Below are 1194 nucleotides of genomic sequence, written 5' to 3'. Positions count from 1 at the left end.
GTTCCTGCTCGACCCCCAACTCGCCCACCTGTCCAACTTCTTCTTCGCCTCCAACCCCACCCCCGTCCGCGCAGCCATCGCCAAATACCGCAAGGCCTTCGACGAGAACCCCTACAGCTACCTCGAAGACAACATGTTCGCCCGCGACGAGGACATGCTCTGGCGCAAGGTGTGCGCCGCCGCAGCCGAATACGTCGGCGGCCGCCCCGAAGAAATCGCCCTCACCAGCAGCACCACCATGGGACTCGCCCTCATCTACAACGGCCTGCGCCTCAAGCCCGGCCAGGAAATCCTCACCACCACCCACGAGTTCTACCCCCACCACGAATCCATGCGGCTCGCCGCCGACAGGTGGGGCGCCACCGTCCGCAAGATCCCCCTGTACGAATCGTCACTGAACTTCTCCGCGGACCAGGCCGTCGCACGCATCCGCGCCGCCGTACGCCCCCACACCCGCGTCGTCGGCGTCACCTGGGTCCACTCCAACACCGGCGTCCGCCTCCCCATCGCCAAGATCGCCGCCGCCCTCAAGGACCTCAACCGCCACCGCCACGAATCCGACCGCATCCTCCTCGTCGTCGACGGAGTCCACGGCTTCGGCGTCGTCGACGAGGACGTCGCCGCCATGGGCTGCGACTTCTTCTCCGCCGGCACCCACAAGTGGATCCTCGGCCCCCACGGCACCGGAATCATCTGGGCCAAGCCCGAGAACTGGGCACTGCTGCAACCCACCATCCCCAGCCTCATGGCCAGCGAGACCACCGACGCCTGGCGCGAGGACCGCCCGCCCACCGGCCCCACCCAGGCCGCCTGGATCAGCCCTGGAGGCTTCTTCGCCTACGAACACCAGTGGGCCACCATCGAAGCCTTCAAATTCCACCGCCAGATCGGGCGCAAGCGGATCCAGGACCGCATCGCCGAACTCAACGGCCAGATCAAGCAAGGCCTGGCCCGCATGAAGCACGTCACCCTCCACACCCCCCTCGCCCCCGAACTGTCCGCCGGCATCGTCTGCTTCGACGTACACGGCTACAAGCCCCAGGACGTCGTCCAGATCCTGCGCGACAACGGCGTCATCGCCAGCGCCACCCCCTACGCCGTCCCCCACGCCCGCCTGTCCGCCGGAATCGTCAACTTCCCCCACGACATCGACCGGGCCCTGAAGATCATCCGCTCCCTGACCTGACCCCCCAC

The 1194-nt window shown here is 67.3% G+C and carries 1 protein-coding gene; it reads left to right on the top strand.

Translation table 11 applies throughout. From position 1 onward, the window contains the following. Positions 1-4 precede the first annotated feature (4 nt). Entirely contained in the window at positions 5-1186 is a 1182-nt protein-coding gene (locus CCN44_RS10725; RefSeq protein WP_059256512.1) for an aminotransferase class V-fold PLP-dependent enzyme, read from the top strand. Positions 1187-1194 lie beyond the last annotated feature (8 nt).

Origin of the sequence: Streptomyces tricolor, from assembly GCF_002155905.1 — a bacterium.
In the GTDB taxonomy this organism is placed as follows: domain Bacteria; phylum Actinomycetota; class Actinomycetes; order Streptomycetales; family Streptomycetaceae; genus Streptomyces; species Streptomyces tricolor.
Note: the sequence above shows the minus strand (reverse complement) of the source record. Positions and strands in the feature narration are given on the sequence as shown.